This is a genomic window from Bradyrhizobium sp. PSBB068 (assembly GCA_016839165.1).
Taxonomy (GTDB): domain Bacteria; phylum Pseudomonadota; class Alphaproteobacteria; order Rhizobiales; family Xanthobacteraceae; genus Bradyrhizobium.
Genome location: CP069300.1, coordinates 845,787 through 868,670, shown reverse-complemented (window position 1 = coordinate 868,670; position 22,884 = coordinate 845,787). Strand labels below are relative to the sequence as shown.

Annotated in this window: 23 protein-coding genes and 1 pseudogene; 12 read left to right on the top strand and 12 right to left on the bottom strand. The window is 65.3% G+C overall.

Annotated elements, in window-relative coordinates:
- Positions 1–10: 10 nt before the first annotated feature.
- Positions 11–823, bottom strand: a complete 813-nt coding sequence (locus JQ507_04125) for a uridine kinase (GenBank protein ID QRI70726.1) — start codon at positions 821–823, stop codon at positions 11–13.
- A gap of 126 nt (positions 824–949) precedes the next feature.
- On the opposite strand from JQ507_04125, the gene JQ507_04120 reads away from it, so the two are divergent.
- On the top strand, positions 950–1,648 hold the full coding sequence (locus JQ507_04120) for an ABC transporter permease (protein QRI70725.1): 699 nt from the start codon (positions 950–952) through the stop codon (positions 1,646–1,648).
- A 39-nt stretch (positions 1,649–1,687) separates the two neighbouring features.
- Complete coding sequence (locus tag JQ507_04115; protein QRI70724.1) at positions 1,688–2,536, top strand: extracellular solute-binding protein; 849 nt, start codon at positions 1,688–1,690, stop codon at positions 2,534–2,536.
- An 83-nt stretch (positions 2,537–2,619) separates the two neighbouring features.
- Here JQ507_04115 and JQ507_04110 read toward each other — a convergent pair whose 3' ends face one another.
- Both JQ507_04110 and JQ507_04105 read right to left on the bottom strand, forming a co-directional pair.
- Positions 2,620–3,924: a two-component sensor histidine kinase gene (locus JQ507_04110; GenBank protein QRI70723.1), complete on the bottom strand. Its 1,305-nt coding sequence runs from the start codon at positions 3,922–3,924 to the stop codon at positions 2,620–2,622.
- The gene (locus tag JQ507_04105; GenBank protein QRI70722.1) at positions 3,921–4,583 is read right to left on the bottom strand and encodes a response regulator transcription factor; all 663 of its coding nucleotides are present in this window, start codon (positions 4,581–4,583) and stop codon (positions 3,921–3,923) included. Before JQ507_04105 ends, JQ507_04110 begins: the two co-directional genes overlap by 4 nt.
- Positions 4,584–4,847: 264 nt before the next feature.
- On the opposite strand from JQ507_04105, the gene JQ507_04100 reads away from it, so the two are divergent.
- The 3 genes and pseudogenes from JQ507_04100 (at position 4,848) to JQ507_04090 (ending at position 6,337) form a co-directional block, all read left to right on the top strand.
- Positions 4,848–5,603 (top strand): hypothetical protein, encoded by a 756-nt coding sequence (locus JQ507_04100; GenBank protein ID QRI73169.1) that lies wholly within the window; start codon positions 4,848–4,850, stop codon positions 5,601–5,603.
- Positions 5,604–5,659: 56 nt separating this feature from the next.
- Positions 5,660–6,055, top strand: a complete 396-nt coding sequence (locus tag JQ507_04095; protein ID QRI70721.1) for a hypothetical protein — start codon at positions 5,660–5,662, stop codon at positions 6,053–6,055.
- A gap of 93 nt (positions 6,056–6,148) precedes the next feature.
- Positions 6,149–6,337, top strand: a pseudogene (locus tag JQ507_04090) (hypothetical protein).
- 36 nt (positions 6,338–6,373) lie between these two features.
- On the opposite strand, the gene JQ507_04085 reads toward JQ507_04090, so the two are convergent.
- Complete coding sequence (locus JQ507_04085) at positions 6,374–7,357, bottom strand: 2-enoyl thioester reductase domain-containing protein (protein ID QRI70720.1); 984 nt, start codon at positions 7,355–7,357, stop codon at positions 6,374–6,376.
- 125 nt (positions 7,358–7,482) lie between these two features.
- On the opposite strand from JQ507_04085, the gene JQ507_04080 reads away from it, so the two are divergent.
- Complete coding sequence (locus JQ507_04080; GenBank protein QRI70719.1) at positions 7,483–8,058, top strand: TetR/AcrR family transcriptional regulator; 576 nt, start codon at positions 7,483–7,485, stop codon at positions 8,056–8,058.
- Positions 8,059–8,088: 30 nt separating this feature from the next.
- Here JQ507_04080 and JQ507_04075 read toward each other — a convergent pair whose 3' ends face one another.
- The 5 genes from JQ507_04075 to JQ507_04055 form a co-directional block, all read right to left on the bottom strand.
- The gene (locus JQ507_04075; GenBank protein QRI70718.1) at positions 8,089–10,164 is read right to left on the bottom strand and encodes a pyridoxamine 5'-phosphate oxidase family protein; all 2,076 of its coding nucleotides are present in this window, start codon (positions 10,162–10,164) and stop codon (positions 8,089–8,091) included.
- 60 nt (positions 10,165–10,224) lie between these two features.
- The gene (locus JQ507_04070; GenBank protein QRI70717.1) at positions 10,225–10,842 is read right to left on the bottom strand and encodes a glutathione S-transferase family protein; all 618 of its coding nucleotides are present in this window, start codon (positions 10,840–10,842) and stop codon (positions 10,225–10,227) included.
- A 121-nt stretch (positions 10,843–10,963) separates the two neighbouring features.
- Complete coding sequence (locus JQ507_04065; GenBank protein ID QRI70716.1) at positions 10,964–11,377, bottom strand: Rieske (2Fe-2S) protein; 414 nt, start codon at positions 11,375–11,377, stop codon at positions 10,964–10,966.
- A gap of 7 nt (positions 11,378–11,384) precedes the next feature.
- Positions 11,385–12,497: an amidohydrolase gene (locus JQ507_04060; GenBank protein QRI70715.1), complete on the bottom strand. Its 1,113-nt coding sequence runs from the start codon at positions 12,495–12,497 to the stop codon at positions 11,385–11,387.
- Between the two features lie 202 nt (positions 12,498–12,699).
- The gene (locus tag JQ507_04055; protein QRI73168.1) at positions 12,700–13,764 is read right to left on the bottom strand and encodes an amidohydrolase; all 1,065 of its coding nucleotides are present in this window, start codon (positions 13,762–13,764) and stop codon (positions 12,700–12,702) included.
- A gap of 235 nt (positions 13,765–13,999) precedes the next feature.
- Here JQ507_04055 and JQ507_04050 point away from each other — a divergent pair, with 235 nt between their 5' ends.
- The gene (locus tag JQ507_04050; protein ID QRI70714.1) at positions 14,000–14,479 is read left to right on the top strand and encodes a hypothetical protein; all 480 of its coding nucleotides are present in this window, start codon (positions 14,000–14,002) and stop codon (positions 14,477–14,479) included.
- Between the two features lie 94 nt (positions 14,480–14,573).
- Here JQ507_04050 and JQ507_04045 read toward each other — a convergent pair whose 3' ends face one another.
- Entirely contained in the window at positions 14,574–15,299 is a 726-nt protein-coding gene (locus JQ507_04045; GenBank protein QRI70713.1) for a DJ-1/PfpI family protein, read from the bottom strand.
- A gap of 17 nt (positions 15,300–15,316) precedes the next feature.
- On the opposite strand from JQ507_04045, the gene JQ507_04040 reads away from it, so the two are divergent.
- Entirely contained in the window at positions 15,317–16,354 is a 1,038-nt protein-coding gene (locus tag JQ507_04040) for a GlxA family transcriptional regulator (GenBank protein QRI70712.1), read from the top strand.
- Between the two features lie 98 nt (positions 16,355–16,452).
- Here the strand turns inward: JQ507_04040 and JQ507_04035 are convergent, their stop codons facing one another.
- The gene (locus tag JQ507_04035; protein QRI70711.1) at positions 16,453–17,001 is read right to left on the bottom strand and encodes a carboxymuconolactone decarboxylase family protein; all 549 of its coding nucleotides are present in this window, start codon (positions 16,999–17,001) and stop codon (positions 16,453–16,455) included.
- Positions 17,002–17,347: 346 nt separating this feature from the next.
- Between JQ507_04035 and JQ507_04030 the strand changes: the two genes are divergently transcribed.
- The 4 genes from JQ507_04030 (at position 17,348) to JQ507_04015 (ending at position 21,933) form a co-directional block, all read left to right on the top strand.
- A complete protein-coding gene (locus tag JQ507_04030) occupies positions 17,348–17,650 on the top strand; it encodes a DUF485 domain-containing protein (GenBank protein ID QRI70710.1) in 303 nt (100 codons plus the stop codon).
- A complete protein-coding gene (locus JQ507_04025; GenBank protein ID QRI70709.1) occupies positions 17,650–19,341 on the top strand; it encodes a cation acetate symporter in 1,692 nt (563 codons plus the stop codon). Before JQ507_04030 ends, JQ507_04025 begins: the two co-directional genes overlap by 1 nt.
- A gap of 116 nt (positions 19,342–19,457) precedes the next feature.
- Entirely contained in the window at positions 19,458–21,260 is a 1,803-nt protein-coding gene (locus JQ507_04020; GenBank protein QRI70708.1) for a cyclic nucleotide-binding domain-containing protein, read from the top strand.
- Position 21,261: 1 nt separating this feature from the next.
- Positions 21,262–21,933: a 3'-5' exonuclease gene (locus JQ507_04015; protein QRI73167.1), complete on the top strand. Its 672-nt coding sequence runs from the start codon at positions 21,262–21,264 to the stop codon at positions 21,931–21,933.
- A 12-nt stretch (positions 21,934–21,945) separates the two neighbouring features.
- Here the strand turns inward: JQ507_04015 and JQ507_04010 are convergent, their stop codons facing one another.
- Positions 21,946–22,863, bottom strand: coding sequence for a LysR family transcriptional regulator (locus tag JQ507_04010; GenBank protein QRI70707.1), 918 nt, complete (start codon positions 22,861–22,863; stop codon positions 21,946–21,948).
- Positions 22,864–22,884 lie beyond the last annotated feature (21 nt).

Sequence of the window (22,884 nt, the reverse complement as noted above, 5' to 3'; positions counted from 1 at the left end):
GTGTCTCTGCTCAGTTCGCGGTGATGATGGTGCCGATATGTTCGCCCGCGAGCGCGCGGGTGAGATTGCCGGGGACGAGGCCATTGACGATCTGCACCTGGCGGACATGGCGTGCACTGGCGAGCAGGTCGAGCACCGGGAATTCGAGGATCGAATCCTGCAGGCCCTTGGCCTTCATCTCCGCGACCGAGATCTTCGGAATGAAGGTCGCGCCCTTCGAGGTCTTGGGGTTCGCGGTGTAGAGGCCGTTCTCGTCCTTCACATAGATCATCGCCTTGCAACCGAACTGTTCGGCGACGAGGAAGCAACCGGCGTCGGTGCGGTAGGGCGGGATCATTCCCTCGGGCGCAGGCCGCATCCACAGGCCATAGGGCGGCATGCCGCTGAAGATCACGGCGTTGACCTCGGCGAGATACAGCGGCACGGCCGACAGGCCGGCGCCGCTGACCGCGGAGATGCCGTGCTTGGCGAGCAATTGGCCCAGCATCACCGCGTTCTGGTCGGCGACCGAGGCGCCGAGCTGCGACAGCACGCCAGCCGGCAGCCGCAGCCCGGCCGCGATCGAATAGAGATGCCGGGCGCGGGTGCCGGCGCCGGTTCCGATCAGCAGCTTGTGCGCCTTGCGCGCGGCGACGATCTCGTCGACCAGCGGGTAGACGGCGGCACGGCCGCGGTCGATCACGCTCTGCCCGCCGATCTTGATGACGGTGGCATCGGGCAGGATCCGGAAGTCCGACGCCGCCTCCGCCGTCGCCAAAAGCTGCGGATCGGTCAGCGACCGCTGCATCAGGAGCGCTTCGAGCTCCGCCGTCGTGCTTGCCATGAGAACCGTCCTTATCTCCAATGCGCTTGGCATTGCTTCCGGATCGCACTGGTAGCGGTAAGCGGGGCGGGTCTCAAGACCTCGATGATTTTGCTTATTTGCTGAGGTCTGGCTTAGTAAGAGACCATGAATGATTTCACCCAAGCGCTGGAACTGGCTGCCGGCCTGATCGGCCACTTTGATCCGGAGCTACGCCAGATCGTCGGCCTGTCGCTTGGCGTCAGCCTGACGGCGAGCCTCGTTGCCTTCGCGATCGGGGCGCCGATGGGCACAGCGCTGGCCATCTACCGGATCCGGGGCAGGGTTGCGTTGATCGTCGTCGTCAATGCGCTGTTGGGGTTGCCGCCGGTGGTGGTGGGACTTGCCGTGTACCTGCTGCTGTCCCGATCGGGGCCGTTGGGGGCGCTGGGGATTCTGTTTACGCCGACCGCCATGGTGATCGCGCAGGCCATTCTCGGCATTCCGATCGTCATTGCGCTGGTGCACCGGACGATGGTGGGTGTCTGGGCTCGTTACGGCGATGCCCTTCTCGTCGACGGCGCCTCGCGCTTGCGTGCCACCTGGACGCTCATGGCTATCGGACGCGACGGGCTATTGACCGCGTTTCTCGCGGCTTTCGGCCGGGCGATCGCAGAGGTCGGCGCGATCATCATCGTCGGCGGCAACGTGCGCGGGCATACCCGCACCATGACCACAGCCATCGCATTGGAGACGAGCAAGGGAGAGCTAAGCCTTGCGCTGGCGCTTGGCATCATCCTCGTCATCCTGTCGATGACCGTGAGCGCATTGAGCTTCCTGATTGGACGCATCTTGGCCGGTCGCTGAAGCCCCAAACAATATCGTCGTTCAAGGGAGATCGCCCGCATGAAGCACTGCCTCGGCTCACTCCGTATCCTCGCAATCATCGCGCTTGCCGTGCTTGGCGGGCAGACCGTCACGCATCCAACTTGGGCGGAAGATCAGACCATTGTCGTGGCGTCGACGACGTCCACCCAGGATTCCGGGCTGTTCAGCTACCTGCTCCCGATCGTCAAGCAGAAGACGGGCCTCGAGGTGAAGGTGCTGGCACAAGGCACCGGTCAGGCGCTCGACACCGCGCGCCGCGGCGATGCCGACGTCGTGTTCGTGCATGCCCGATCGGCTGAGGAGAAGTTCCTTGCGGAGGGGTACGGCGTGAAACGTTATCCCGTGATGTACAACGACTTTGTCGTCGTCGGTCCGAAGGACGATCCGGCAGGCATCAAGGGCCAGGGTGTCCTCGCCGCGCTGCAAACCATCAAGACCAGAGCCGCGCCGTTCGTCTCCCGTGGCGATCATTCCGGCACCCATATTGCCGAGCTGAGGCTTTGGAAAGAAGCCGGCATCGACATCGCGAACGACCGCGGCTCCTGGTACAAGGAAATCGGCCAGGGCATGGGTGCGGCGCTGAGCATGGCCTCGGCGTCGAGCGCCTATTTGCTGTCCGACCGCGGCACGTGGCTGGCGTTCCAGAATCGCGGCGACGTGACAGTTCTGGTCGAAAGCGACAAGCGGCTGTTCAATCAGTACGGCGTGATGCTGGTAAATCCGGCCAAGCATCCCACGGTGAAGAAGGAAGCCGGCCAGCGCTTCATCGACTTTCTGATTTCGCCGGAAGGACAGAGCGCGATCGCCGGCTACAAGATCAACGGCCAGCAGCTATTCTATCCCAATGCGAACGATCCCAATGCTTGAAGGAAGCAGCCCGGTCGCGTTCCCTGAGCATGCGCCGAGCCCGCCCTACTGCGGGGACATAGCCTCAGAGCGGCCGCCTGGCCTTACGGATCGGCCACCGGCAGCTTGACGGTCACGCGCAGGCCCGAGCGTCCGGCGCCGGTCACATTCTCGAACAGGATCGAACCCGTGGCACGATCCACAATCCGCTTCACGATCGAGAGCCCGAGCCCGGCCCCCTCGCCGCTCGGCTGGCCGCCGCGAAAGAACGGCTCGCCTATCTGCGCCAGATCCTGCGGCGGAATCCCCGGCCCGGTGTCCTCGATCTGGATGACCGCCATGGCGTCCTCGCGATGGACGCTGAGATCGACGGCGCCGCCATTGGGCGTGAACTTGATCGCGTTCTCGACCAGGTTCCGGACCGCCGAGGTCAGGGACATCGGATCACCGTTCACGGCGACCGCCTCGACGGTCGTGAAACCGAGATCGATGTTGCGAGCCGCCGCCTCCGGCAGCAGATCGGCGACGACACCCTTTGCGATCTTGTCCAATTCCACCGCGGCGCTTACGGCAGATGGCGCAGCGTCTTGACGCGCCAGCGCCAAGAGTTGCTCGAGGAGATGCCTGGTGCGCCGCATGCCGCTCTTCAACGCATCGAGCCGCTCGCGCGTCTCCGCGGGCATGTCGAGCGAGGCAAGGTTTTCCGCCTGCAGGCTGAGCGCGGTGACCGGCGTTCGAAGTTCATGGGCCGCGTCGGCGATGAAGCGCCGTTGCTGATCCATCATGACGCGCGTCCGCCCGAGTAATCCGTTGATCGAGCCAAGGAACGGCCGGAGCTCGCTTGGCGTGCCGGTTGCGGGCAGCGCGCCGATGTCGTCCACCCTGCCGGCGTCGAGATCGCCGGCGAGGCGCAACATCGGGCGGAACGATCGGGCGATCACCAATGCGGTCATCAGCAGCAGGCACGGCACCAGCGCGGCGATCGGCAACAGCGTGCGCACCGCCATGTCTCCTGCGATCTCGGTGCGGATCTCGGTCTGCTGCGTCACCGCAAAGCGGCTGCCGTCCGACCGCGTCCGAAGCAGCGCGCGGACCGGCTGTCCGTGATAGACGTCATTGTGCAGCCCATCCGTCAGGCCCCACAGCCGGCGATCGTCAGTGGCGCCGCGCGGCGCCTCGCCCAACTCGACGACGGCGACCTCGGCTTCCGCATCGACACCGGTGACCGGGCGGCTTTGCCGGAGCGGAGCGCTCAGCGCGAAGCTGCCGATCTGGATCAGGACGGAGTCCTGCATCTCGATCGCTTCGCTGTAGGCCCATCGGTACGCCAGGATTCCGCCGACGGCGCCCGTCAGCAGAATGATCGCCGTGAGTCCAACGAACAGGCGCCCGCGCAGCGATCCCATCATCTCGAACGATCCACCATCCATCCGACGCCGCGCACGTTCCTGATCGCTGACGCGCCGAGCTTTCTGCGCACCGCGTGGATCAGGAACTCGACTGCGTTGCTCTCGACCTCCTCGCTCCAGCCATAGATCTGGCGTTCGAGCTCGGCACGGGACAGGATCGTTCCCGGCCGGTTCAAGAGCGCCTGAAGCAGGGCAAACTCGCGGGCGCTGAGCACGGCTTTTTCTCCACCGAAGGCGGCCTCCCGCGTTGCCGGGTCCAGTTGCAGCTCGCCATTGGTCAGCACCGGCGCCGATCCGCTGCCCTCGCGCCGCAACACCGCACGCATGCGCGCCAGCAATTCCGCGATCTCAAACGGCTTGACCAGGTAGTCGTCGGCGCCGAGATCGAGTCCCCGGATGCGATCGTCAAGCGCGTCGCGCGCGGTGAGAATGATGACGGGCAGGCGCATCGAGGCCGCACGGATCGCCTTGAGGACGTCGAGGCCGTCGGTCAACGGCAGTCCGAGGTCGAGCAGTGCGATATCGTAGGTCTCGCTGCGGCTGGCTTCGACGGCGAGATCGCCATCGCGCACCCAGTCGACGGCATAGGCGGCATCCCGCACCGCCTCGACGACGGCGGCGCCGATCATCCTGTCGTCCTCGACCAAGAGCACCCGCATCGCCCGTCCGTCCATCCCGATCCGTGCCGGAGCTCCACCCGGCGAAACTGCTTCGTATCGCGCAACCCGCGACACAAGCGCGATCATATCAGCTTCGACTTAGCCGGAACTTAGGGCTTTCGGCGCCTGCGTGGCGGCCACGCGGCCCGGCTAAGCCGGAGCTAAGTCTCGTAGGGCACGCTCCGTGTCGAATCCGGCGGAACCGCCGGCGATCCCACAGCGGAGTTCACCACCGTGCAGGTTACCCGACGCATCGGCCGCAGCATGCTGAACAAGGTCCCCGAAGTCACCCTCGTGTTCTGGCTGATCAAGATCATGTCGACCACGGTCGGCGAGACCGGCGCCGATTATCTCGCCGTCCATGTCGGCCTTGGCACAAGCGTGACCGGCCTGATCATGGCGGCCCTGCTTGCGGCCGTGCTGGCTGTCCAGCTGCGGATGGGCCGATACGTGCCATGGGTCTACTGGCTGACGGTCGTGCTCGTCAGCATCGTCGGCACGCAGATCACCGATGCGCTGACCGACAAGCTCGAGATCAGCCTCTACGTCAGCACGGCGCTGTTCGCGACCGCGCTGGCGGCGACCTTTGCGATCTGGTTCGCGGTCGAGCGGACATTGTCGATCCACAGCATCGTGACCACGCGGCGCGAATTGTTCTACTGGGCGGCGATCCTGTTCACCTTCGCGCTCGGGACCGCCGCGGGCGACCTTGCCACCGAAGCGCTGGGCCTCGGCTTCAACGTCGGCGTCGTGGTGTTCATGGCGCTGATCGCAGGCGTCACTGCTGCCTACGCGCTCGGCGCCAACGAGGTGCTGGCGTTCTGGATCGCCTACATCCTGACCCGGCCGCTCGGCGCCTCGTTCGGCGACATGCTGTCGCAATCCCGCGACTATGGCGGCCTCGGCTTCGGCACGATCTACACCAGCCTCGCCTTCCTCGCGGTGATCGCCGCGCTGGTCGGCTGGCTCTCGTTCGCAGACGGCAGCGAGCGAACCCCCGAAGCATCACCCCGCGCATGAGTTCGCCGCCCGTCCAAGAGGTCGTCCGCCGAAGCAACCCTAACAGGAGAACCACAATGAACAGAACGATCCTCGCACTTGCCGCAATCCACGCTCTCGTGGTGACTTCACCATTTCCGCATGCGAGCGGAGGCCTGACCCTGCTGCCACGCGCGCAAGCCGCCGCCTCCAAACTCGGCGACCTGACGCCGTTCCGCAGCATCGCCGCCGATGTCGCAGCACTTGTCGACAAGGGAGACCTCGCCGGCGCCAAGACGCGGATCAAGGATCTCGAAACCAAATGGGACGAAGCGGAAGCCGGCTTGAAGCCGCGCGCGGCCGCGGACTGGCACACGGTCGACAAGGCGATCGATCGCGCGCTCGAGGCGGTGCGTGAGACCAATCCGGACGCCGCCAAATGCAGGAAGGCGCTCGCCGAGTTGCTCTCGATCATGGACCAGATGAAGGCCTGATCCCGTCGTCCATCATTTGACCACCCGCCGGCGGCATCGACCGCCGGCGGTGTATCTCGAAGTGACGAATCTTGGAGTGACCACCCCATGGATATGCTGCTCGACAACACCACCGCGGAGCGCACGGGCAAGGTTCCCGCCGTCACGCTGGGCTTCTGGATCATCAAGATTCTCGCCACGACGCTCGGCCAAACCGGCGGCGATGCGGTCACGATGTCGATGAATCTCGGTTATCTCGTCGGCACCGCGATCTTCGTTGCGATCGCGGCCCTGGTCTTCGCGCTGCCGCAGCGGGCGGGCAAGCACGCGTGAGCTTGTTCAGGCCTTGTTCGGCGTGAAGATCACCTTGCCCTTGAATGCCGCCGCCTTCGCAATGGCTTCCGCAAATCCCTCGAGGCCATAGCTCCCGACCACCGGGGCGCTGATCGCCCCTGAGGCAACCATCGGCACGAGATGGTCGTACATCGTGGCCAGCGCCTCGTCGGTCGCAGTCTTGCCCCAGTGGGCGAGCCAGAAACCGCGCACGGACACCTCGTTGAAGATCACGCTCAAGGCCGAGCCGGAGAACGGCTGTCCGCTCATCGCGCTGTAGATGACGAGCACACCCTTCGGCGCCAGGCAGTTCATCAGGTTCAAGGCCGACGCGCCGCCGACGACGTCGAGCGCCAACTGGATCGGCGCCTTGCCGGTCTCCTTGGCGACGCGTTTGGCAAGATCCGGCCCGTCGACCAGCACGATATCGCCGCCGACCGCCTTGACTTCATCCACGACTTCCTCGCGGCGGACGATGTTGACCGTCTTGAGCCCAAGCGACCTGGCGATGGCGATCACCGCGCGCGCCGTCGCCGAATTGGCGCCGTTTTGAATCACCCAGCCGCCGCGCGGGATTTTGACGAAATCGGTCAGCAGCAGATAGGCGGTCGCCGGATTGACCGCGATCATCGATAGCTGCTGGATGTCGGCAGCTTCGGGCAACGGACGCTGCCAGGACGGCGTGAACTTGAGCCGTTCGGTCCAGGTCGGGATCGTGAACGGGATCAGCGTGCGGTCACCTTCCCTGAGGTTCTTGACCTGCGCGCCCGCAGCGATGACGCGCCCGACACCCTCGATCCCGAGTGTCGCCGGCGGCGTCGGCAGGTAACCGTAGCGCCCTGCGATGATCATGAAGTCCGAGTTGTTGATCGGCGCGGCCTCGACCGCGACCACCACCTCGTTCGGCCCGGGGCTGCCGACATCGGGCACCTCGTTGAGTCTCACCGCTTCCGCCGGACGTCCGAACGCAACCACCTGAACCGCCTTCATGGCACTATCTCCCGATTTTATTCTATACTTGTAAGTACAGAATATGGGCAACGTCAATGACTGGATTTGCCTTCACGGTAAGGTGAAGGCTTCACATCGGACGCGGGAGTACATAAAACAGCACCATGGCAAGGCCGCGCAGTTTCGATCCGGACGACGTCCTGGAGATCGCCCGCCAGGTATTCTGGCAGAAGGGGTTTCAGGCGACCTCGCTCGACGAGATCACGGCGGCGAGCGGGATCGCGAAGCCGAGCCTTTATGCAGCGTTCGGCGACAAGCACGCGCTGTTCCTGCGGGTGCTGGACCGCTATCACGACGGCATCCTCGGCTGGGCCGAGCGCGTGCTGGCGCAGCCGGGGCCGGCCCGGGAGGCGATCAGGCAGTGGCTGACCGGCTTCATCCCGTATTGCTCGGGCGAGAAGGGGCAGCGCGGCTGCCTGTCGATCAATTCGGCGACCGACGGCTCGCTCGATCAGGCCGCGCTCCGCAAGAGCATCGAGCGCTACAACCGGCGGCTCGAGGAGCTGTTGCGCACGCGGCTGCGCGCCGACCGCGCCCAGTTCAAGAAGGGCTTCGATCCCGACGTCACCGCGCACACGGTCATGGTGGTGCATGCCGGACTGATGGCGCTCGCGCACCAGACGCCGGATTCGAAGCAGGTGAAGGCCGTGATCGACCAGGTGCTGGGCCTGCTCGCCTGAATCGTGAGGCGATTTGAAGCGCCCGGCCGGTCAGAGATCGAGCTGGATCCGCTCCTCGCCTTCCGCTTCCGGCTTCGCCGGCACGGCGCAGCAGATCAGCACCTCGTCATCGGCCACCGCGGCGGTCGGCTGCTTCTGATAGGTCACGGCACCCGCCAGCAGTTTCGTCCGGCATGTTCCGCAATTGCCTTCCCGGCAACTGAAGGCAGGACTGAGGCCGCGTGCTTCCGCCAGTTCGAGCAGCGTTCCGGATTCCGGCGTCCAGCGCGCTTCCTTCAGCGATGCGGTGAAGGCGACCGGGACCGGCGCGGTCGCGGCCGGCCGGCGCGGCGACACCGGCGCGGCCACGTCCGGCGTCCTGGCCAGCGAGGATGGCCCGAATGCCTCGGCGTGAATCCGGCGATCGGCAATGTTGTAGTCGCGCAGGGCTTCATAGAGCGATTGGGTGAACTGCGGCGGCCCGCACAGATAGAAATCGTAGTCGTTGAACGGCAGGACACGCGACAGCAGCGCCATGTCGATCCGCCCCGCGGCGTCGTAATCCGTGCCTTGTTCGGCGCCATCGACGTCGCTGAGCACGCGGATGATCCGGACCGCGCCGCCGGCGGCCGCAGCCAGTTGCTGCAATTCGTCGCCGAACGCACGTTCCGCCTTGGCATGCGCGGCCTGGAACAGGAAGATCGGCCGGATGCCGCGGGTGCGCAGCCCCTCATAGACCACGTGGCGCAGCATCGCGAGCAGCGGCGTGATGCCGACGCCGCCGGCGAGCAGCACCGCCGGCCGCTTCTCGCGCGCATCGATCGTGAAACCACCGGCCGGCGCGCGCGCCTCGATGATGTCGCCGACACGGATGGCGTCGTGCAGATGCTGCGACACAACGCCGTCACGCTTCACGCTGATGCGGTACATGCCGTCCGACGGCGCGACCGACAATGTATAGGTGCGGATGGTCGGCTTGTCGGCGTTGGGGAGCGCGATGCGGATCGGCAAATGCTGTCCCGCCCGGTGCGGCAGCCGCCCCGCGCCGTCGTCCGGCTGCAGATGAAACGAGCGGATCGAGCGGCTCTCGTCGACGATTCTGGCGACCTTGAAGGGACGCCACTGCGTCGCAAGCTCGGCTGCGCGGATGCGATCTGCGGCCTGCGCCCAGTCGCCGGTCATCAATGCATTCGGCGACCAGCCTTCGGCGCGGAACGCCCAGCGCAGCGGCAACGCGCCGCGCCTGCGCACCACACGGCGGGCCCGAAAACTCCACAGCCGTTCGGCACCCTGGAACGCCGCGATCTCGGGCGAATCCAGGATCACTTCGGCATCGCCGGTCAGTTGCAGCATGTCGCCGGTTTCGAAATCGACGAAGGCCAGTCCAGCCTTGCCGTTGACGAGGATGTTGCCGAGCGTGTTGAAGAACAGGTTTCCGGCGAAATCCGGAATGGTGAGCGTGCCGTCGGCGGCGACGCGAACGAAGCCTGCTCTGCCGCCGCGATGCGAGACGTCGACCTGGCGACGGTCCTCGCGCTCGGCATAGGACGCCACGAAGAACGTATCTGCCGCCTGGATCATGTCGCGCGCGGCCTGATCGAGCGCCGTGTTCGTCTCGATTTCGCCGGTGAACGGCTGATCCGGCTCGCGCACGAAAGCGAAATCGCGGAGCTGGATGTATTGCGGGCAGTTGCCGAAGCTCTGATCGAGTTCGAAGCTCAGCGCCTGGCCGGACGATGCACGGAGCAGCCCGTTGGCGCGGTTGCGCCGCCGCGTGTGCAGCTCGATGCCCAGCAACGCGACGGCATCGCTCTCGCGCATGCCTTCACTGACGGGATCGCTTGGATCAGGCCGTGCAGCGATCTCGAGGCTGCGCGATGTCGGCGAGGCGATGAAGCCGGGCCGGCCGGCCAGCAAGGAGGCCCACGCGTCGCCGCTCCGGTCCACGCTGCCGACCACGATGAAAGGAATCTGCGCAAAGAAATCGCGATGCTGGTCGGGCATGTAATCGCGCACCGCGCGCTGGCCGACCGCCTCCATCTTCTCGGCGACGCCGACCCGCTGCTGGATCGCCTTCTCGCCGGCATGCCAGGCCGCGAGCTTGCTCATGGTTCGCCTGTCGCTCATTGCCTTGCCCTCCCTTTCGGGCTTGCACGGGCGCGCCCTGGGACGCGCCCGCTCAGCACATCACGCAGCTTTGGACAGACCGACGCGGGTCTTGGCAAAGGGCACGAAGCCCGGCAGCGCCTCGATCCGGCGCAGGAACGCGTTGACGTGCGGATAGGCGGAGAGATCGACATTGCCTTCCGGCGCGCTCGACAAATAGCTGTAGAGTGCGACGTCGGCGATGGTCGGCTGCGCGCCAACCAGCCAGTCGCGATCGGCGAGATGAGCCTCGAGCCGCTTCAGCATCACATGGGCGCGCGCGATCACGTCGTCCGGATTGAACTTCGCGCCGAACACGGTGATGAGCCGCGCCGCGGCGGCACCAAAGGCGAGATCGCCGGCGGCGACCGAGAGCCAGCGCTGCACCGTCGCGGCGCCCTTCGCATCCTGGGGCAGCCAGTCGGTGCGGCCGAACTTGGTCGCGAGGTAGACCAGGATCGCGTTGGAATCCGCGATGATCGTGCCGTCGTCGTCAAGCACCGGCACCTGGCCGAACGGATTGAGCGCCAGGAATTCCGCCGTCTTGTGTGCTCCGGACCCGAGGTCGACCTCGACCAACTCATGCGGAATTCCGAGCAGGGAGATGAACAGGCGGGCGCGATGTGCGTGACCGGAGAGCGCGAAGTGATAGAGCTTCATGGTGCCGTTCCTCATGTCGTGGACGGGGCCATTCCCGACCGCGACCTCAAGGTGGCTCATTGCATCGATGATTATAATGACCGTCGTAGGAACTTCATTATTGCAAATATCGCAATAACGGTCAAACCTCGACGATCACGTAATTGTCCTCGATGTGCACCGGAAACGTCTCGGCGACGTAAGGGCCCTTCTGCAACTCCGCGCCGCTTTCGACCGCGACCGGATAGGAGCGGATCCTGAACCGCTTCGGGTCGAACCAGGATTGGCCGTTGCGGATGTCGAACTCCCAGCCGTGCCACGGACAGCGCAGCATCTCGCCGACACGGTCGCGCTGATAGATGCCGGGCTCCGGCGAGGTCAGGCGCGCGACGCAGGCGGCCTTCTCCAGCGGCGCGCCTTCATGCGGGCAGCGGTTGAGCAGCGCGAAGAACTCGCCGTTGACGTGGAACACGACGATGTCGCGGCCCTCGATGCCGAACACCTTGTTGCCGCCGGCAGGTATTTCGCTGGTGCGCGCGACGATGTGACGGGTCATCTCAGTCCTAGAATTTGTAAACCGCACGCGCGTTGCTGTTGAAGATCTTGCGCCGTTCGGCGTCCGTCAGCGGCGTCTTGAAGGCGTAGCGGGCGTCGTCATAGTCCCAGTGCGGATAGTCCGACGAGAACAGCAGACGGTCGATGCCGACCCACTCGATCAGCTGACGCAGGTGCTTGGCTTCATCGGGCTCGTCGATCGGCTGGGTCGTGAACCAGAAGCTCTCCTTCACATATTCGCTCGGCCTGCGCTTCAGATGCGGCACCTCGCTGCGGAAGCGTTCGAAGTGCTGGTCCATCCGCCACATCGTCGCGGGGATCCAGCCGAAGCCGCCCTCGATGAACACGATCTTCAATTTCGGGAAGCGCTCGGGAACGCCTTCCAGCACCAGGCTCGTGAGGTTCGAGGCCACGGTGTGCGCGTTGGACTGGTGCTCTTCGCAGTAATAGGACGGCCAGCCGCCGCCGGTCGGCGCGTGCCCGCCATAGCCGCCGACATGGATGCCGAGCGGCAGATCGAGCGCCTGCGCGCGCTCGTAGATCGGCCAGTAGCGGCGGCGGCCGAGCGGCTCGTTGGCGCGCGGCGAGACGTTGATCTGGATGTATTCGCCTGATTTGGCGCAGCGCTCGATCTCGGCAAGACCGAGGTCGGAGCCGTCCTGCCCGACCAGGATCGATGCCTTCAGCCTGGGATCGCGATGCGCCCAGAACGCCAGCTGCCAGTCGTTGATGGCGCGCTGGATCGCGGCGCCGAACTCCAGGTTCTGCTGCGAGAAGATGAAGAGATCGAGCACCTGCAAAATGCCGAACTCGACATCAAACGGATCGAGGTGCTGCTTGCGCATGAAATCGAGATCGGAGCCGGGCACGCCGCCGGTCGGCGGCCAGGCATCGCGCCGCGCGATCAGCGGCGAGGAGCGCGGATACGGCGTGGTGCCGATATAGGGCGTACGCAAATGGCTGCCGTATTCCTTGAGATGCTGCTGCCAGCGCTTCGGCAGGAACTCGTTGAGGTCGCTATGCGAATGGATGCTCGGATGGATGTCGCAATCGATGATCTTCAGCCGTGTCGCAGCGGTCGTTTCCTGGTCGAGCATCGGGCGGTCGATGACGTCACTCATGCGATCCTCCATTGAATTGAGCCGGTGTGGCCGTCACCTCTCCCCATCGGGGAGAGGTCGGATTGCATCGCCAGATGCAATCCGGGTGAGGGCCTTGCGGTCCCTCGCGAGACTTGCGCCCCCTCACCCGGCGCTGCGCGCCGACCTCTCCCCGGTGGGGAGAGGTGTGGCACTGCCGATGTGATGTCGAGCTTCGTCATGGTCAGGCGTCGAGCTTCAGACGCGGAAAGGTTTCCAGCGGATTGTCTTCGCACATCCGCTGGACGAGGCTCTTGGGCAGATGCGGCGGGACCGGATCGTCGCCGTCGAACTGCCAATGCGGATAGTCGGATGCGAACAGGAACATCTTGTCGGAGCCGATCTGGTCGATGATGTCGGCAACACCCGTCGCATCCAGCGGCGCGTCGAACGGCTGCATGGTGACCCGGAAATGCTCGCGGATGATCGCGGCCGGCTCGCGCTCGACCCATGGCACCTCGACGCGCACGCCGCGCCAGGTCTTGTTGGCGCGCCACATGAAGGCGGGCAGCCAGCTGACGCCCGACTCCATCAGCACCACGGTCAATCCGGGGTACTTCCCGAACACGCCCTCATAGATCAGGCTCAGCGTCTGCGCCTGGAACGCCTGCGCCTCGGCGAGATAATATTCGTAGCGATAGGACGGCCAGCCGATCGAGCTCGGCGCACCGCGATAGGCGCTGCCGGCGTGGATCGCGATCGGCAGCCTGTATTTCTCCGCGGCCTGATAGATCGGCCAGTAATGCCGCCGCCCGAGCAGCATCTCGCCCTGCGACGGCACGAGCACGGAGACAAATCGGTTATCGCCGGCGCGGCGCTCGATCTCCTCGACCGCAAGATCCGGTGCCTGGATCGGCACCACGATCGAGGCGCGCAGCCGCGAGTCCCTGGCAAGCCACTCCGCCGCGATCCAGTCGTTGATCGCCTTGCAGAAGTCCGCCGCCATATAGGAATCGAACACCGCCTGCGCGCCATAGACGACGTTGCAGATCGCGTGGCTGGCGCCGAGCTGGTCGAACGCGCCGCGCTGCACCATGGCAAGATCGCTGCCGGGCTTGCTGCCGTCGGCCGGCCGCCAATCGGCACGGCCCGACAGCGGCATCGACGGCGGATAGGAATTGAGGTCGAGCCCGTCGATGGCGCGGCTGACCACCTGTTCCTTCCAGTGATCGCTCAGATAGGGCAGCAGCGTGGTGCGCGTTCCCCCCACCGCGGGATGGATGTCGCAATCGATGCGCGTGGCCGCCATGGCGTTCCCCGGATTGACCTTCTTGTCGTCGTTGTTGGCGGCATCGCTGCCGCAGACGGGACTGTGACGCCGATGGCGCGATCGTGCAAGCCGGTCCACGCGGGTCCGCCCTGCCCCATGCGCGCAGCGGCCTCACGCGAAGTTGCGGGACGGCGTGTGAAGGGCGTCACCCACCCCGACCACAGGACGTGCTAGCGATTTCGCGCTGCGGAAAGCGCGCTGACAGGAGACTGGAATGAGACTGGGCCGACTGACGATCCTCGCATGTTCATTGTCGCTGGCCTCGCCCGCCGCGTGGGCTGCGCCCGCGATCGCGTCCGGCTCGGTCGCGCTGGCGCTCGCGGGCGTGGTGGCGCCCACCTCGGCGCTGCCGGCCAAGGAGAAGAAGGCGGTCGCCGCTTTCTTCAACGGCGACAGCAACGTCCACGTCACCAGGAAGATCACCGTCACCGCCGACAAGGTCGTCTGCCGCGCCAGCAATGTCGACATCACCTCGCGTTCCTGCGTGCTGACCTTCGGCAGCAGGACCCACACCGTGAAGGGCAGCGAGGCCAACGCGATCTACGCCACCATTGCGCTCGCCGGCGTGCCCGGCGACGGCGCCGCCGGGACGATCTACGAGGCGCTGTCGAAACTGTCCTGCACTCTTGATCCCCAGGTGATCAAGGACAAGGCCGGCGGCGGCGCCGACTGCAGCTTCGAGCCGGGCAATTAGAGCGTTTTCCAGCGAAGTGGACACCGGTTCGCGTGAAGAAAACGCGCCAGAACAAGAATCTAGAACCCCGTTCCGATTCAATCGGAACGGGGTTCTAGCCCGCGCGCTCGGACTCCGGCACGATCACGCCCAACCGGGCGGCCGCGCGGCGCGCGGTCTCTTCCCGTTGCGCCGTGATCGCGTGTGTCGCCTCGCGCGTCCGCTGCAGGATCTCGGGTGGTGCCGTCTCCGGCGTGCCACTGTCGAACGGCGGTTCCGGCGCATAGGCCATGTAGAGCTGGATCGCCCGCGCCGCGTCGTCGCCGCGCAGTTCGGCCGCGAGCCGCAACGCGCCATCGATGCCTGCAGTGACCCCGGCGGCGAACACAAAGCTTCCATCGATCACGACGCGCTCGTTGACCGGAGTGGCCCCGAAGTACGGCAGCAGATGCAGCGACGCCCAATGCGTCGTCGCCCTGCGTCCCTTCAACAGGCCCGCCGCGCCGCACAGCAATGCACCGGTGCAGACCGAAAAAATACGGCAAGCCCCCGCCGCCTGCTGGCGGATCCAGCCGAGTACCTCCGCATCCTCCATCAGGGCTTCCTGACCGAAGCCGCCCGGCACATGCAGCACATCGAGCGGCGGCGCCTCGGCCAGCGTCGCATCCGGCGTCAGGCGCAAACCCTTGAGGTCGCGCACCGGTTCCATGGTCTTGGCGTAGATGCGGTAGGTCGAATTCGGAATCCGTGACAGCACTTCGAAAGGACCGGTCAAGTCGATCTGGTCGACGCCTTCGAACAGCAGCGATCCGATCCGCAGGTGGACATCATGGGCAATCATCGGGCTCTCCTTGCACTATGGACAAAGCAAACCTAGCGCGGCACGCTTCGGCGATGACGCCAAAGCCCCCACATTCTCCGCCAAGCAACCGGCGCGTGATCGAAGTGCTGGCCTATCCAGCGGTGCAACTGCTCGACGTCACCGGGCCGTTGCAGGTGTTCGCGTCGGCCAACGCGCTGACGGCCAGGGCAGGCAACGCCGAGCCCTACGACGTCCGCGTCGTTGCCAAGGACGGCCCGACGGTCGAGGCGTCGGCCGGCGTTGGGATCGCGGTGCATCCGTTACCCGCCATCGGTACCGCGGTCGACACGCTGGTGATTCCTGGCGGCGATGGCGTCAACGCCGCATCGTCCGATCGCATCCTGGTGGATTGGGTGCGCAAGCGTAGCGCAGACGCCCGCCGCACCGCATCGGTCTGCACCGGCGCGTTCCTGCTCGCCGCGTCAGGCGCGCTCGACGGCCGTCGCGCCGTGACACATTGGGGATTTTGGGAAGAGCTCGCCGCGCGCTTTCCCGACGTCCGGGTCGAGTCCGATCCGATCTTCGTGCGCGACGGAACGTTCTGGACATCGGCCGGCGTCACGTCGGGCATCGATCTCGCTTTGGCGCTGGTCGAGGATGATCTCGGCCGCGCGGCGGCGCTTGCCGTCGCGCGCTATCTGGTGGTGTTTCTCAAGCGGCCCGGCGGGCAGGCGCAATTCAGCGAGATCCTGTCGCTGCAAACGGCCGACGACAGGTTCAGCGCGCTGCATGACTGGATCAGCAGCCATCTGGCCGACGATCTCTCGCTTCCCACATTGGCGAACCAGGCCGGCATGAGCGAGCGCAGCTTCAGCCGGCACTATGCCGAGGCGACTGGGTTGACGCCGGCGCGCGCGATCGAGCGCCTGAGGGTCGAGGGTGCCCGGCACCTGCTCTCGGAGACGCGGCTGCCGATCAAGCGGATCGCCCAACGCTGCGGCTTCGGCTCCGAGGAGACCATGCGCCGCAGCTTCCTGCGATTGCTGGCCACCACGCCGCAGGACTACCGCGCGAGGTTTGCGGGCCAGGCATGATGGAATTGGGTCGAACCTGGATCGGCAGCGGAAGTTCACCTCTCCCCAATGGGGAGAGGTGAAGCGAGCGCGCATGGCCGGCGCGCAATGTCTGATACTCAGCCGTTCCAGGCATGCGCCTGCAACCCCGCTTCCAGCGGCGGATTGGTCACGCTGCCGGTGTAGTTCGTGATGGTCGACGCCGCCACGATGGTGATCACCTCGAGCAGCAGCTCCTTGCTGAACCCGGCCGCCAGGAACGTCTCGGTGTCCTGCTCGTCGAGCCGCCCGCGCTTTTCGATCAATGTCCGTGCCAGCGTCGAGAGCGCGCCGAGCTGCTTGTCCGCAGGCGAGCGTCCGGCCCGCATCGCCTCGACGTCGGCCGGATCGAGACCGGCCTGCAAGCCGAGCACGGAATGCAGTGCGACCGCCCAGCTACAGCGATTGGTCACCGCGTCGGTGAGCAGCACGGTCTGGATCTGCGGCTCGGCGAAACTGCCGCCATGGACCTTGTCGAAGATGCCGATGAAGCTCTGGATCAGCACGGGCGACGTCGCCATCGCCGCCGCAAGGTTGGGGATCATGCCAAATCGCGCCTCGGCGTCGCGCAGCGAGGGCTTCGAGGCTTCCGGGGCGGTATCGAGCGTATGGACAGGAAAACGTGTCATGGGAACTGCCTTTCACTGTGATGATTGAACCCGCGCAGTTTCCGAAGCTGAGCTGATGCCATCAGCCGAACATCAAGCGGGTTCGATGCGCGTGATCTAGCCCCGCGACGCAATCCGGTCCCGCCAAAGTCCCCACATTCCGCGCCATTCGAACGTGGCAGCCGAGCCGGCGGCGATTTCCGGCCATTTCGCGCAACACCGATGGCGCGGCCGGCGACCCGTTCCCTCCGATAAGGCCGACTTTTTTTGATCTGGATCATGGAGGCTGCAGCGCGGACAGCGCAATAGAGCCCGAGTACCCCGGCCAAGGGGCTGTCTCAACGGGAAGAACACCAGGGATCATGATGTGAGCAACAATCTCGCAGGGATCGAACGCGATCCGAACTACCAGGAGCTCGTGCGCCGGCGTTCGTCGCTCGGTTGGATGCTGTCGCTGATGATGCTGATCGTCTATTTCGGCTTCATCCTGCTGATCGCCTACGCTCCCAAGTTTCTCGGCACACCGCTCGGCAGCGGCGTGACAACGATCGGCATACCGATCGGACTGTCCGTCATCGTGCTCGCCTTCGTGCTGACCGGCATCTATGTGCGCCGGGCGAACTCCAGCTATGACGGACTCATTCGCAAGATCATCGAGGAGAACCGCTGATGAAAAAGCTCTCCTGGTTGCTGGCAATCCTGCTCGCGAGCGTGCCCACGCTCGCTCTTGCAGCGGGTACCGTCGAGGGCGGCGCCAAGCAGGCGATCAACTGGGCGGCGATCGGCATGTTCGTCGGATTTGTCGGCCTCACGCTCGTCATCACCTATTGGGCCGCAAAGCGGACCGCATCGGCGGCCGACTTCTATTCCGCAGGCGGCGGAATCACCGGCTTTCAGAATGGCCTTGCGATCGCCGGCGACTATATGTCTGCGGCCTCGTTCCTTGGCATCTCGGGCCTCGTCTACACCTCGGGTTACGACGGCCTGATCTACTCGGTCGGCTGGCTGGTGGGATGGCCGATCGTCACCTTCCTGATCGCCGAGCAGCTGCGCAACCTCGGCAAGTTCACCTTTGCCGACGTGACGTCGTTTCGGCTCGGGCAAACCGACATCCGCATCCTGGCGGCATGCGGCTCGCTGGTGACCGTCGCGTTCTATCTGATCGCCCAGATGGTCGGGGCCGGCAAGCTGATCCAGTTGCTGTTCGGCCTCGACTACTGGATCGCAGTCGTCCTGGTCGGCGGCCTGATGATGGTCTACGTGACGTTCGGCGGCATGAAGGCGACGACATGGGTGCAGATCATCAAGGCGGTGCTGCTGCTCTCGGGCGCGACGTTCATGGCCGGAGCCGTCCTCTATAAATACGGCTTCAGCCCGGAAGCGCTGTTCGCCAAGGCAACCCAAGTGCATCCCAAGAAGCTCGCGATCATGGAGCCCGGCAGCCTGATTTCCAATCCGCTGTCGGCAATCTCGCTGGGCCTGGCGCTGATGTTCGGAACGGCAGGGCTGCCTCACATCCTGATGCGCTTCTTCACCGTCAAGGACGCCCAGGCCGCGCGCAAATCGGTGTTCTACGCCACCGGCTTCATCGGCTATTTCTATATCCTGACCTTCATCATCGGCTTCGGCGCGATCACCCTGGTGTCGACCGACGCGATGTTCCTGGACGGGAGCATCCTCGAGAAGACCAAGAGCGGAATCGCGGCAATCAAGGGCGGCTCCAACATGGCGGCGATTCACCTCGCCAACGCCGTCGGCGGCAACCTGTTTCTTGGCTTCATTTCCGCCGTCGCCTTCGCCACCATCCTCGCGGTGGTGTCGGGGTTGGCCCTCGCCGGGGCATCATCCATCAGCCACGACCTCTATGGCATGGTGATCAAGGGCGGCAATGCCAACGAGCAGGATGAGATTCGCGTCTCGAAGGTCGCGACGCTGGTGCTTGGCGTACTGGCGATTTTCCTCGGTATCGTGTTCGAGAACCAGAATGTCGCCTTCATGGTGGGCCTCGCCTTCGCCATTGCGGCATCCTGCAATTTCCCGGTGCTCGTGATGTCGATCTTCTGGAAAGGACTGACGACGCGGGGCGCGCTGATCGGCGGATTCCTGGGCCTGATCAGTGCCGTCGTCGGCGTCGTTCTCTCGCCGGCGGTCTGGGAGGTGACCTTGGGATTCGCCAAGGGATCGGCACCGGTCAAGCTGGACAATCCGGCGCTGTTCTCGATGGCGCTGGCATTTGCCGGCATCTGGCTGGTCTCCACACTGGATCGCAGCAAGCGCGGCGCGATCGACCGTAGCGGCTTCGATGCACAATATGTCCGCAGCCAGACCGGCATCGGAGCAGCCTCGGCGACGACGCACTAGAGCAGGCTTGAACAACCGCGCTTCGGCACCGGACGGGTCGCGTGGACCGGCCGGTGCCGCCTTTCCAAGGTCAACCGTCAGGTCGTCCACGCTGTCCGCATCCCCGGAAGACCGCAATGCCCAAGGCATTCGACATCAGCAACCCGCCGTTCGATCGTCTGACGCCGCACGAGGGCGAGACGTTGCGGGCGTCGCTCGATATCGTATACTTCAGTCCGGGTGAGACGATCATCGGCAGCGACGCCCCGGCCGACGCGCTCTATGTCGTGATCAAGGGCACAGTCGAGGAGCGCAGCGAGGCCGCCCTGCTCGCATTGCTCGGCCCCAAGGACACTTTCGACAGCCGCGCGCTGGTTCACGGCGAGAGCGAGCATCAGTTTCTCGCCCGCGACGAAACGCTTTGCTACGTGATCCCCAGGGCCGTCGCGCTCAACCTGATCAGGGCCAACCCACGATTTGCAGCATTCTTCTACCGCGACATCTCCCGGAAGCTCGATGAACTCGCCAACGACGAGGAAGCGAAACGTTACGGCTCGCTGATGCACGCCAAGGTCAGCGAGCTGTTCCTCCATCCTCCGGCATTGGTGGCTGCGAGCGACACGATTGAAGCTGCCGGTCACCTGATGCACAAGATCGACAGCAACGCGCTGTTCGTGCGCAGTGGCGAGCGGATCGGCATCATCACGGGCATGAACCTGTCCAAGGCCGCGGTGTTACGGCGTAAGCCGATCGAAACGCCGGTCGGCGAGTTTGCCAATTTCGACATCGTGTCGGTCAGGCCGGACGATTTCGTCTCCTCGGCGCTGCTGCTCATGACGAAGTACAACAAGCGGCGCCTTGCCGTGCGCGATGGCGAACAGTTCGTCGGCATTCTCGAAGACATCGACCTTCTCGGATTCCTGGCAAGCAGCGCCCAGGTCGTCGCCGGCCGCATCGATCGCGCCTCCAGCCCGCAGGATCTGGCGATCGCTGCGCGCGAGATCGAGGCGCAAACGCGGGCACTGCGAAGACAGGGCGTCAAGGTGGAGGTGATCGCGGAGATCGCCTCCGACCTCAACCGGCGCCTGCTGTCCAGACTGTTCGAAATGATCGCGCCTGCCGAGTTGCGAACCAGCGGCTGTCTGATCGTCATGGGCAGCGAGGGACGCGGCGAGCAGACCACACGCACCGACCAGGACAACGGCCTTATCCTGGCCGGTCCGGTCCGAAGCGAAATCCTTCAGCCGTTCCGCAGCGAATTCTCCACGACTCTGGAGAGCTTCGGCTTTCCGCCCTGTCCCGGCGAGATCATGGTGCGCAATCCGGCGTGGTCGAAGCCGCTCTCGGACTATCTCGCGGATTTCCGCCGATGGATCGTGCTTCCCGACCAGACCGCGCATATGAACGTGGCGATCATCTATGACGCGCAGGCGATCGCGGGGAACGCGCAACTGCTCGACAGCGCCAAGGCGGCGCTGATCGACATGGTCCGGGGCGAACAGGCGTTCCTCGCCCACTTCGCCCGCGCAATCGACGCCTTTGAAACCCCGATCGGCCTGTTCAACAACCTGATTACCTCCGAGGGCACGGGAGACGCACTTGACCTCAAGAAAGGCGGCATCTTTCCCGTCGTGCACGGCGTCCGCAGCCTGGCGCTCGAACAGGGCCTGCGCGAGACCTCCACCGACAAGCGGATCGCGCGGCTATGCGAGCTGGGCGTACTGCGAACCGACCTCGGACGCGATTTGAATCAGGCCTTCCGCTTCCTGCTGACGCTTCGGCTCGACGGGCAACTCGCCGCATCCGCGGGCGTATCGGGGACCTTGGTGAGACCGGCACAGCTGTCCAGCATTGAACGCCACCTGCTGCGCGACGCGCTCCAGGTGGTCAAGCAATTCCGCGACATTGTCCGCCATCATTTCAAACTCGGCATGTTCTAAAATGCTGCCCCGTGCGATCAAGCGGCTGCTGCATCAGGCGACCCTGAGCGACCAGTCGTATCGCTTCATGTTCGGCCGGGCTCCGGACGACGAGTTTGTCGTGATCGATTGCGAGACCACCGGTCTCAACGTGCGCAAGGACGACGTCGTGGCCATTGCTGCAATCAAGATCCGCGGCAATCGGATTCTGACCAGCGAGCATTTCGAAGTCGTGATCCACCCCGACAGCGAGATGGGCGCGGAATCCATCAAGATCCACCGCCTGCGCCGGTCCGACGTCGAGGCAGCGCCGATCGTCTGGAAGGTCCTGCCGAGTTTCCTGCGCTTTATCGGTCCGCGCCCGCTGGTCGGCTACTATGTCGACTTCGACATCGCCATGCTGGACAAGTACGTCCTTCCGCTGGTGGGAATCGAGCTGCCCAACGACCGCATCGAGGTTTCACGGCTCTACTACGAACGCAAATATGGCGGCGCGCCTCCCAACACGTCGATCGACCTCTCCTTCGCCGCGATCCTGCGCGATCTCGGCATTCCGCCGCTTGGACAGCATGATGCCTTCAACGACGCATTGATGACTGCGATGATGTTCGTGCAGTTGCGTGATCTGGCCGGGCGCGGCGTGCGTATCCCGCGGCAACGGTCCGGACCGGCCTTCAACCCCATGGGGGCGTGACGGCGCAGCGCGCTAAGTTTCGGCGCGGTCCTTGACCCGCCGCGTCACGATGGCGAGCAGGCGGCCGAGCGTGCCGCCGGCGGGGCCTTTCTTGCGCGCCAGCGCGAGCGGGGCGACCAGGCCCGTGGCACGGTCGAGGCGGAGATAGGAGACGCCTGCGGTCTCGAGCCGCGCCATCGATTCCGGCACGATCGAAATCCCGAGCCCGGCGGCGACGAGGCTGAGCGTCGACACCATCCGCGTCGCCTCCTGCGCGACCTTCGGGCTGAAGCCCGCCGCGCGGCAGGCGGCGATGATGCTGTCGTAGAGGCCCGGCCCGGTCGGGCGGCGGTAGAGGATCAGCGGCTCGTCGGCGAGCGAAGCCAGCGAAATCCGGCGCCGCGTGTCCTTGCGGGCGCGCGCATGATGGTCGGGCAACGCGACCAGCATCTCCTCGTCGAGCAGATGCGTGATCGTGAGATTCTCCAGCCGCTCGCTCGGCGAGCGCACGAACGCCGCATCGAGCCGGTCCGCCTCGACGGCTTCGATCAGCTCGCCGGTCGAGGCCTCCTCCAGCGACAATCTGATCGCCGGCGCGCGCTCGCGCATTTCGCGCATCACGCCGGTGACGAAGGGATGGAAGGCCGCCGACGAGGTGAAGCCGATCGCAAGCTGGCCCTCCTGGCCGCGGCTGGCGCGGCGCGCGGCTTCCACGGCGAGGTCGGTGTCGCGCAGGATCGCGCGTGCCTTCTCCACGAAGGCGCGGCCGGCGGCTGTCAGTTCGACCCCGCGCGGCTGCCGGCGAAACAGCGGCGCGCCGATCGCGGCCTCCAGCGCCCGGATCTGCTGGCTCAGCGGCGGCTGCTGGATGCCGAGGCGAGCGGCAGCGCGGGTGATATGGCCTTCCTCGGCGACCGCGACGGCATAGCGGAGATGGCGCAGCTCGATCATAGGACCGATCCATATACAGCA

Coding starts and splice junctions, on each gene's coding strand:
- JQ507_04125 (QRI70726.1), bottom strand. CDS start 823: ATGGCAAGCACGACGGCGGAGCTCGAAGCGCTCCTGATGCAGCGGTCG.
- JQ507_04120 (QRI70725.1), top strand. CDS start 950: ATGAATGATTTCACCCAAGCGCTGGAACTGGCTGCCGGCCTGATCGGC.
- JQ507_04115 (QRI70724.1), top strand. CDS start 1,688: ATGAAGCACTGCCTCGGCTCACTCCGTATCCTCGCAATCATCGCGCTT.
- JQ507_04110 (QRI70723.1), bottom strand. CDS start 3,924: ATGATGGGATCGCTGCGCGGGCGCCTGTTCGTTGGACTCACGGCGATC.
- JQ507_04105 (QRI70722.1), bottom strand. CDS start 4,583: ATGCGGGTGCTCTTGGTCGAGGACGACAGGATGATCGGCGCCGCCGTC.
- JQ507_04100 (QRI73169.1), top strand. CDS start 4,848: ATGCTGAACAAGGTCCCCGAAGTCACCCTCGTGTTCTGGCTGATCAAG.
- JQ507_04095 (QRI70721.1), top strand. CDS start 5,660: ATGAACAGAACGATCCTCGCACTTGCCGCAATCCACGCTCTCGTGGTG.
- JQ507_04085 (QRI70720.1), bottom strand. CDS start 7,357: ATGAAGGCGGTTCAGGTGGTTGCGTTCGGACGTCCGGCGGAAGCGGTG.
- JQ507_04080 (QRI70719.1), top strand. CDS start 7,483: ATGGCAAGGCCGCGCAGTTTCGATCCGGACGACGTCCTGGAGATCGCC.
- JQ507_04075 (QRI70718.1), bottom strand. CDS start 10,164: ATGAGCGACAGGCGAACCATGAGCAAGCTCGCGGCCTGGCATGCCGGC.
- JQ507_04070 (QRI70717.1), bottom strand. CDS start 10,842: ATGAAGCTCTATCACTTCGCGCTCTCCGGTCACGCACATCGCGCCCGC.
- JQ507_04065 (QRI70716.1), bottom strand. CDS start 11,377: ATGACCCGTCACATCGTCGCGCGCACCAGCGAAATACCTGCCGGCGGC.
- JQ507_04060 (QRI70715.1), bottom strand. CDS start 12,497: ATGAGTGACGTCATCGACCGCCCGATGCTCGACCAGGAAACGACCGCT.
- JQ507_04055 (QRI73168.1), bottom strand. CDS start 13,764: ATGGCGGCCACGCGCATCGATTGCGACATCCATCCCGCGGTGGGGGGA.
- JQ507_04050 (QRI70714.1), top strand. CDS start 14,000: ATGAGACTGGGCCGACTGACGATCCTCGCATGTTCATTGTCGCTGGCC.
- JQ507_04045 (QRI70713.1), bottom strand. CDS start 15,299: ATGATTGCCCATGATGTCCACCTGCGGATCGGATCGCTGCTGTTCGAA.
- JQ507_04040 (QRI70712.1), top strand. CDS start 15,317: ATGGACAAAGCAAACCTAGCGCGGCACGCTTCGGCGATGACGCCAAAG.
- JQ507_04035 (QRI70711.1), bottom strand. CDS start 17,001: ATGACACGTTTTCCTGTCCATACGCTCGATACCGCCCCGGAAGCCTCG.
- JQ507_04025 (QRI70709.1), top strand. CDS start 17,650: ATGAAAAAGCTCTCCTGGTTGCTGGCAATCCTGCTCGCGAGCGTGCCC.
- JQ507_04020 (QRI70708.1), top strand. CDS start 19,458: ATGCCCAAGGCATTCGACATCAGCAACCCGCCGTTCGATCGTCTGACG.
- JQ507_04015 (QRI73167.1), top strand. CDS start 21,262: ATGCTGCCCCGTGCGATCAAGCGGCTGCTGCATCAGGCGACCCTGAGC.
- JQ507_04010 (QRI70707.1), bottom strand. CDS start 22,863: ATGATCGAGCTGCGCCATCTCCGCTATGCCGTCGCGGTCGCCGAGGAA.